Annotated in this window: 15 protein-coding genes and 1 tRNA gene; 10 read left to right on the plus strand and 6 right to left on the minus strand. The window is 59.2% G+C overall.

The window, feature by feature from the left end; all coding sequences use genetic code 11:
* Nucleotides 1-431 (minus strand): FMN-dependent NADH-azoreductase (locus tag ACOZKU_RS09230; RefSeq protein ID WP_421578620.1); only part of this gene is annotated, 431 nt, incomplete at its 3' end.
* Between the two features lie 129 nt (nucleotides 432-560).
* On the opposite strand from ACOZKU_RS09230, the gene ACOZKU_RS09235 reads away from it, so the two are divergent.
* From ACOZKU_RS09235 to ACOZKU_RS09270, 8 genes are all read left to right on the plus strand, one after another.
* Nucleotides 561-1,508: a LysR family transcriptional regulator gene (locus ACOZKU_RS09235; protein WP_421578621.1), complete on the plus strand. Its 948-nt coding sequence runs from the start codon at nucleotides 561-563 to the stop codon at nucleotides 1,506-1,508.
* A 55-nt stretch (nucleotides 1,509-1,563) separates the two neighbouring features.
* Nucleotides 1,564-1,639: transfer RNA gene (locus ACOZKU_RS09240), tRNA-Thr, on the plus strand.
* A gap of 137 nt (nucleotides 1,640-1,776) precedes the next feature.
* Complete coding sequence (locus ACOZKU_RS09245; RefSeq protein WP_421578622.1) at nucleotides 1,777-2,127, plus strand: hypothetical protein; 351 nt, start codon at nucleotides 1,777-1,779, stop codon at nucleotides 2,125-2,127.
* A gap of 54 nt (nucleotides 2,128-2,181) precedes the next feature.
* Complete coding sequence (locus tag ACOZKU_RS09250; RefSeq protein ID WP_421578623.1) at nucleotides 2,182-2,400, plus strand: hypothetical protein; 219 nt, start codon at nucleotides 2,182-2,184, stop codon at nucleotides 2,398-2,400.
* A gap of 365 nt (nucleotides 2,401-2,765) precedes the next feature.
* Nucleotides 2,766-3,158 carry a hypothetical protein gene (locus tag ACOZKU_RS09255; protein ID WP_421578624.1) on the plus strand — a complete coding sequence of 131 codons (393 nt, stop codon included), beginning with the start codon at nucleotides 2,766-2,768 and terminating at the stop codon, nucleotides 3,156-3,158.
* A 58-nt stretch (nucleotides 3,159-3,216) separates the two neighbouring features.
* Nucleotides 3,217-3,465, plus strand: coding sequence for a hypothetical protein (locus ACOZKU_RS09260; protein ID WP_421578625.1), 249 nt, complete (start codon nucleotides 3,217-3,219; stop codon nucleotides 3,463-3,465).
* 85 nt (nucleotides 3,466-3,550) lie between these two features.
* Nucleotides 3,551-3,799 (plus strand): DUF982 domain-containing protein, encoded by a 249-nt coding sequence (locus ACOZKU_RS09265; RefSeq protein ID WP_421578626.1) that lies wholly within the window; start codon nucleotides 3,551-3,553, stop codon nucleotides 3,797-3,799.
* An 8-nt stretch (nucleotides 3,800-3,807) separates the two neighbouring features.
* Entirely contained in the window at nucleotides 3,808-4,071 is a 264-nt protein-coding gene (locus ACOZKU_RS09270; RefSeq protein WP_421578627.1) for a hypothetical protein, read from the plus strand.
* Between the two features lie 7 nt (nucleotides 4,072-4,078).
* Here the strand turns inward: ACOZKU_RS09270 and ACOZKU_RS09275 are convergent, their stop codons facing one another.
* The 5 genes from ACOZKU_RS09275 to ACOZKU_RS09295 form a co-directional block, all read right to left on the minus strand.
* Nucleotides 4,079-4,408 carry a hypothetical protein gene (locus ACOZKU_RS09275; protein WP_421578628.1) on the minus strand — a complete coding sequence of 110 codons (330 nt, stop codon included), beginning with the start codon at nucleotides 4,406-4,408 and terminating at the stop codon, nucleotides 4,079-4,081.
* Nucleotides 4,389-4,844 (minus strand): hypothetical protein, encoded by a 456-nt coding sequence (locus ACOZKU_RS09280; protein WP_421578629.1) that lies wholly within the window; start codon nucleotides 4,842-4,844, stop codon nucleotides 4,389-4,391. Before ACOZKU_RS09280 ends, ACOZKU_RS09275 begins: the two co-directional genes overlap by 20 nt.
* Before the next feature lie 63 nt (nucleotides 4,845-4,907).
* The gene (locus ACOZKU_RS09285) at nucleotides 4,908-5,213 is read right to left on the minus strand and encodes a hypothetical protein (protein WP_421578630.1); all 306 of its coding nucleotides are present in this window, start codon (nucleotides 5,211-5,213) and stop codon (nucleotides 4,908-4,910) included.
* A complete protein-coding gene (locus tag ACOZKU_RS09290) occupies nucleotides 5,210-5,401 on the minus strand; it encodes a hypothetical protein (protein WP_421578631.1) in 192 nt (63 codons plus the stop codon). Before ACOZKU_RS09290 ends, ACOZKU_RS09285 begins: the two co-directional genes overlap by 4 nt.
* A complete protein-coding gene (locus ACOZKU_RS09295) occupies nucleotides 5,398-6,174 on the minus strand; it encodes a glycoside hydrolase family 19 protein (RefSeq protein WP_421578632.1) in 777 nt (258 codons plus the stop codon). Before ACOZKU_RS09295 ends, ACOZKU_RS09290 begins: the two co-directional genes overlap by 4 nt.
* Before the next feature lie 37 nt (nucleotides 6,175-6,211).
* Here ACOZKU_RS09295 and ACOZKU_RS09300 point away from each other — a divergent pair, with 37 nt between their 5' ends.
* Both ACOZKU_RS09300 and ACOZKU_RS09305 read left to right on the plus strand, forming a co-directional pair.
* Nucleotides 6,212-6,334, plus strand: coding sequence for a hypothetical protein (locus ACOZKU_RS09300; RefSeq protein WP_421578633.1), 123 nt, complete (start codon nucleotides 6,212-6,214; stop codon nucleotides 6,332-6,334).
* A 54-nt stretch (nucleotides 6,335-6,388) separates the two neighbouring features.
* Entirely contained in the window at nucleotides 6,389-6,619 is a 231-nt protein-coding gene (locus ACOZKU_RS09305) for a hypothetical protein (protein ID WP_421578634.1), read from the plus strand.
* Nucleotides 6,620-6,895 lie beyond the last annotated feature (276 nt).

Raw genomic sequence — 6,895 nt, forward strand, 5'->3', positions numbered from 1 at the left:
GTAGTGGCCGCCCGGGTGGAAACGATGATGATCTTCTTGCCCTTGGCGAGACCTTCCGGGCCTTCCGCCGTGTAGCGGAACGTCTTGCCGGCGACGGCGACGCGGTCAATCCAGGCCTTGAGTTGGCTCGGCAGGGAGAAATTGTACATGGGCACGCCGAGGATCACCGTATCGGCGGCAAGGAACTCATCGAGCACGACCTTGCTCTCGGCGACCTCGGCGGCGATCTGCGTATCGACCTGATCCGGCTCGGCATTGGCGGCCATCAGGTGCGCGCCGGAAAGATGCGGCAGCGGGTTGGCGACGAGATCGCGATAGGTGACGGTCGCTCCGGGCTGTTCGGCCTTGATCTGGGCGGCGACGGCAGCGGTCAGGCGGCGGGATACGGAATGGTCTCCAAGAATGCCGGAGTCGATGTGAAGAACGTTCATGGGTCAGCACCTCTGTTCGGTTTGGGTGCAAAACATATGATCCGAAAACAATCACACGATTAGACGGCAAAAATCCAATTGACTGTTTCGTGAGGGAAACAATAATCAGGTCGTGACCGGAGCTATCAGATGCAGGACCTGAACGATCTCGCCCTTTACGCCGCCGTCGTGCGGCACAAGGGTTTTACCGCGGCGGCGAATGCGCTGTCCGTGCCCAAATCGAAAATTAGCAAACGGGTCGCGGCCCTCGAGGAGCAGCTCGGCGTGCGCCTCATCGAGCGCTCCACCCGGAAGCTCGCCATCACCGATATCGGCCAATCCTTCTATGAGCGCTGCGAGGCGGTGCTCTCAGGCGTCGAGGCCGCCGAGGCCGTCGTCGCCGTCGCCAAGGCGGAACCGGCCGGAACCGTGCGGCTCTCCATGCCGCCGGGCTTTGCGCCCATGATGGCCGATGTGCTGCCGGGTTTCCTGAAACGCTATCCGCTGGTGCGCCTGTCGATTCTCACCACCGGGCGCCCGGTCGATCTCATCGAAGAGCGAATCGATGTGGCGCTGCGCGTGCGCGACAACTACGACACCGACCAGTCGCTGATCGTTCGCCGTTTCGGCGCCACGCGCCGCTACCTCGCTGCAAGCCCGCGTTTTCTCGAGCGTCATGGCCCCGTCGATCTCGACACGATCGGCCGCATCCCCACGCTCTCCATGCAGGAGAACAATCCGCGCGCCATCTGGACGCTGCTGCATTCGAGCGGCGAAGTCCATGACGTCTCGCACTCGCCGGTCCTCACCTGTTCGGATTTCGGCGTGCTGGAACGCGCGACAATCGAGGGAATAGGCCTTGGCCTGCTGCCTGACATCATCGTCGAACGCGGCTTCCGCAACGGCGTATTGACGCCGGTGCTGCCGGACTGGTCGTCAACGGAGGCGGTGGTGCACGCCGTCTTCACCTCGCGCCACGGCATGCTGCCCGCGGTGCGGGCGCTGATCGATCACCTCGCCGAAAACCTGCCGCGCTCCATGCACCGCTGCCAGGAAATCGTGCCCAAACCCGCCGACGACAGCAACTGGTCGATCTGATCTGCCCTTTTCGCTTTACTCCAGCGGAGAATATGCTAACTCCCTCGCATTGCGCGCCCTTATAGCTCAGTTGGTAGAGCACCTGATTTGTAATCAGGGGGTCCCGGGTTCGAGTCCTGGTGGGGGCACCAATCAACTTTTCCAGCGTTGATATCTAATAGCTTTTCGCAATTTCCCCCAATTCAGAAAAGCACTTTGGGGGATTGGCGTTCCCCGGCGGTTCTCAAGGCGTCTTGACTCGATCACCTCGCCGCATCATCTCCGCCCCATGACAGAACGCCCATGGAAGAGAAAATATCGCTGGGTACTGACCACGCCGGAACTCGCCAAAGAGGACTGGTCTGCCTTTCACGACGGGCTATACATCGGACGGATTTCCCGCGACCAGACAAGCCTGAAGCGCGGCACGTTCATGTGGAATGGTGGTTGCGCGGATTGGCCAACATTTCAGCGGGTCTTTCCGCAGACTGGCCGGACCATCGAGGCATGGGAAGCAGCGAAGGCCGTCGAGGATTGGTACGACGCCGGACTGGCACGCTCGGGGGAGCGACCGGATTTCGTCGCACAGCGAATCGGCCCGCTGGACGCGGATGGGTTACCGCGATGGCTAAGAGCATAACCGGGAACCGTTCGTCATCGCGGCCGTTTGCGACTCCACAAGAAGGAGGATGCCATGACCCCGAATATCTCTCCCCCGCGCAAGCCCATGAACGATCCAGACGCGCAGATAGATTGCGAATTGGCGATTGATGTTCCTGTGCGCGATTTAGTCGATGCAATCATTCAAGCCGGCTGGGCGCCCGAGATCGCTTATGCCGCACTGAAAAGCGTGGCCGAGAACCAGGCGCTGGCTTACATGGAAGATCCGGACCCGGCGGCCGACCCGGAATAGTGCTAGTCGTCCTTCGATTGGTCTGCGAGATCGAGAAGCTCTGCCCGAGCGGCCGGGGATAGCCGCTCCCAAGCATATATCATCGTCTTGACGTATTGCGGTACGCCTGTCTGCCACTTTCCCCGAAGCTGCAGGGATACAGTGTTCGGGGCGACGCCAAGAAGCTTAGCCAGCATTATCTGAGACAAGCCAGCCAACTTCGCACGCTTCTGCCACGGTTCGTTTTCCATGGGCCGTGGTTGTAGCTTCGCGTTTGATTCTACGCAATCTATCAATGTCACGTTGATTTCCGTTGACGAAAAACATAATGTGAAATAGATTTTACGTAATGCAGCTTTATTAATCAAGAGCCATTGGAGTTGGGAATGCCCACGATTGAGGAACTGGAGAGAGAGGTCCGCGCTCGGTCTGACGAGATGCGCAAGGCTACAGAGGCCTTGGAAGATGCCAAGGCAGCGGAAGCAGCGGAACGCATGGAGCCGCTGAAGGCTCTGGCTGAGCGAGCTCATAGCTGCCTTTGCCAGTGGAACCACACAGACGGTTGCTCTTGGGGATATGAGGAGGGCGCGAAAGACCCGTGGGCTTGCGATGCCCATACTCGCTGGCTCCGCCATTACGACAAGATCATTAACGGCGATCGCTACAGCAAACCGAAGGCGACGCTTGAGGAAGTGGAGACCATTCTCCACGCGGTTGAAGCGATCAAGCCGAAGGTGAAGACGGCGATATCGCTATTGCGCAACGGCTTGCAGCCATGAGCGTTCGGATCGACCTCGCCGCCGCCAGGCTCCACCACAAGCACGAAGGGAGGCGATCATGCCTAACATCAGCATCAGCGAGAAGGATTTTGAAGTTCTCGCTTGTGCCGCAGGTGATGCCGAAGACCGTGGCGACATGAAGCAGGCGAAGGCGCTGGACAAACTTGCTCGCAAGGCAAACGCGGCTCTCACTGCTGCCAACGGCACGCGAAAGCTCGCGGCGATGTGGTCTGGCAATGGCCGGCCTGTCCGCTGGCAAGATATGCCATCCACCCTTTCACCAGCTAGAGCCGAGGAACAAAACTGACCAGTCAGCGATTTATTTTCAATGCGCTTGTTCAAACCTCTAGCCCCGCCATCGAGCGGGGCTCTTTTCTGCGTAGGAGGATGGGATGCACGATGCAAGCTGGGAAGAGCCGATCACGTTCGAAACCAACAAGCTCGGGAAGTACTGGACCGTGACCAGCACTGCTGAAGCAGCAAGAGCATTGATGGATAAGTGGCCGGTGGATACCGGCGGGGCCTATGAGGCGGCCCTGAGAACGTGTCTGGCAGCAATGGAAGGAGATGAAACGCCCGACGCTGCGCGAGAGGCGTTCCTGAAGGCGGCCGAAGAGGCGGGCGTATTCATTCGGATATGAGGTGTTTGATGAACAGGTTGCCCGATCTCAGCGAGGCATTCCGAGCGGCGACGGTGACCTACCCAGCCGCGTCCGCGCCGCGTGACGGCACGCCCATTGCGGCAAGAGACGAGAGTGGCGAGGCCCACTTGATCCGCTGGAGAACCGGCGCTGACACTGAACCCGGCGCGCGGGACTATTGGGCCAAGTTCGCGACGGATGAGGAACTCGAATTCGTGGACTGGATACCCTCTCCGCTGACCATTGATCAGATTTTGGTGATCTACGGGTAGCTGTACTTTATCCGCGCCGGCTGATCTCGCGCTGGATGCGGAGTTCTTCCCGGATGCGGTCAAGCTCAATCGCCATATGGCTTTCGGTCTTGGTCAATTCCTCGCCTACCTCAACGAGGCTCACGACAGAATCAACCAGCTTGCCGACTTGGTCGGAGAGACGATTGAGGGCGGAGGGATCGACGATGACGGCTGCGACCTGAGCTTTCTCATTCGAGGCCGACGGCCCCTTCTCTCCCTGCCACAGACCGAACCGCTGCACGGCATAGATAACAGCGAGCGAGATCACAAAAATCACATAAGCCGAAGGCGGGAGCTCAGATATAACCTTTTCCACGGGCAACGCCTCCTTGATCGCGAGCAGCGCGGTGAATATTGACGAGCTCGGCTATCGCAAAAAGCGGATAGATGGCGAGCCAGGTGCTCACGACACCAGAAGATGCGTATCCGTAGGAGATGCCAACCCAGATAAGGCACCCTACTCCCGCCGACCATTGGCGGATGCGAGGCGTAACATTCTTTCGAGCTCCGTTGATGACCAAGCCGGCGAAGCGAAGCAGACCTAGCGTCACCATGATCCAGCCCAGCGCGTCTTCATCGCGGAAGATTTGCCGGAACCCGGACCATGACGGCTGATCGAAGATGCGGTCCGGCAGAAGAAGAACCCATCCCCAGACAACCGTATGGGCAGCCATGAACCACTCCATCATTCGTGGGCCGAAACGATGGGTTATGCGGATCCAAAGTCCGGGGGAGCCGACAGCATCCGTCATTTCCAGCATCCTTGGCGCGCGCCGTGCGCATTATGTGCGGCTATGCCGTTGGCGAGGCCACGGTCACTCTGCGCGACGTATACCGCCGTCTCCAGTTTCATGGTGAGTTTCCGCCAGCCGTCGCACGCACTCGCGCTGGTCGTCTTCGAGCAACCCGAGATGACGGCACAGGCCAGCAAGATCGGAACGAGAAATTTCATCATCGGTGGCGCTCCTTTCGCGCATGATCTCGATAGACTTCTGGAGAGCGGCAGTTGCCGCTTCGGTCTTCCCCGCCGATTTGCCGTAGAGGTAGGCGGGGCCGGAGATGAGGGCGGCGCCAAGGATCGCCCCCGCCCCGATCTTGATAGCGTCGAGAAGACCAATCATGTGGCCCATCCTCGCTTCTTCGCGAAGGCGTAGGCCAGTTCAACGCAGATACCGAGCGCGCCGCCGAGAATGATTAGGACGTCAGGGTCTGCGCCAATCTGGGTTCCAAGATCGGCATCGAGGTATCCCGCCGCGACGAGAGCGCCGGCGGCGTAACGAAGCACGATGCGTGCGATGATGGCGGTCATGCCTTGCCTCCTTTCAGGAGCTTTGCGAGGGCGGAGAGTAGAGCGGCCAGCCAGCCACCGGACGGCACCTGGCCTTGCGCGATGACGGCGGGCTTATCGGGCGCGGCCGGTTTGGGTTCGGGGGGCGGAATGACTGAGGGCTGGGTCGCCTTGCCGGTGTATCCGGCGTCGCGCAGTGCCTTCTCGAACGCCTTCGCATAGTCTGCGATCAGCGCGGCCTTGTCTGTCCCGTTGACGATCCGACGAGCGCCCTCGTAGTCAGCGCGACCGTCGCTGATGTAGTCGGACAGCGACTTTCCGGTGAAACTGCCGAGCTCCATGCCGACGAACAGGATTTCGATAGCCGTCGGAAGGTCTAGAGCCTTGGACGGGTTTTTGACGAGATCGACGCCGATCAGCAGCCCGAGCTTGGCATAGTTCGCCTTGTGGGTGATCTGCACGAGGCCGCGGCCAAACCACGATTTCCCATCAGGGTCTTTCCGCCAGTATGTCGTTTTGACCCATGGGAGCTTGCCCCGCTTCCAAGAACTCTCCAGAGCCCGGATCGCGCCGGCATCGGTCGTGGCGAGAGTTTCGCGTACCGCCTGCATGGTGTGCGCACTCTCGTGGTAGGCGGTGGCGAGGATGTAGGCGAGGTGCTGGAGCGGCGTCCCTCGCCTCTCCGCCTCGTCAAGGATTGCCTCAATTCCCTGTACCTGGCTTTGAGATATGGTCGTGCCGAAAACGCCGGATGCGCGCTGGCGCACCGACGCATAGAATGCGCTACGGTTCATGGGATTTCCTTTTTCGGTGTTTTCAGCAGAGATCGCTATGGACGATCTGGCGCAGAATGCGCTTCATAGGTATCGCGAAGAGATTGGACTAAGCGACTTCGATGCTATTGATGCAATCCTCACCGATTGGCTGGAAGGCCACCGCTACCTGAAGGACTGATCTTCACCCTCGAATACCCAGCCCCGGGTAACTATCCACTAAAGGACGACTAAAATGACATCTGACGTCGACTTCGACTATCTACTCCACAAGTACATGTTCCACGTCGCCAGGCTGAACCAAGGGGAAACTTTTGTCGGAGTCGGTCACCGTATGCGGGGTTTCACACAGGAGGAAATACACGCCCTTCAGCGCGCGGCTTCGAATGTGAAGCATGATAAAGACCTAGATGACGATATGACGCCACGCGCCACCGTTGATGACGATCATATTGATATGGAATAGTCTCCAAGCTCGGCCTTTATGAAGGCGTACAGCGAAGCAAGTTCCGTATCAGTAAGGACAACGTTGTAGACTGCCGCAAACGCACTGCTGACCGTGCCGGTGAGCGTTGGCGAGAAGCTGCTACCGATGCGGGTGTTGATTGCCACTGAGAACTGACCCGGCGTTTCCACCGAGAATTGACCCGCCTATTAGGTATGTTTCGGGTCTGCGGTCGTGGTCAAGTTTCTCGTTTTCTCCTTTGTCGTTTTGGGCTCGTGCGCTGAGCTGTTCTTGAAG

It is taken from the genome of Shinella sp. M31, from assembly GCF_049199205.1.
Lineage (GTDB): Bacteria > Pseudomonadota > Alphaproteobacteria > Rhizobiales > Rhizobiaceae > Shinella.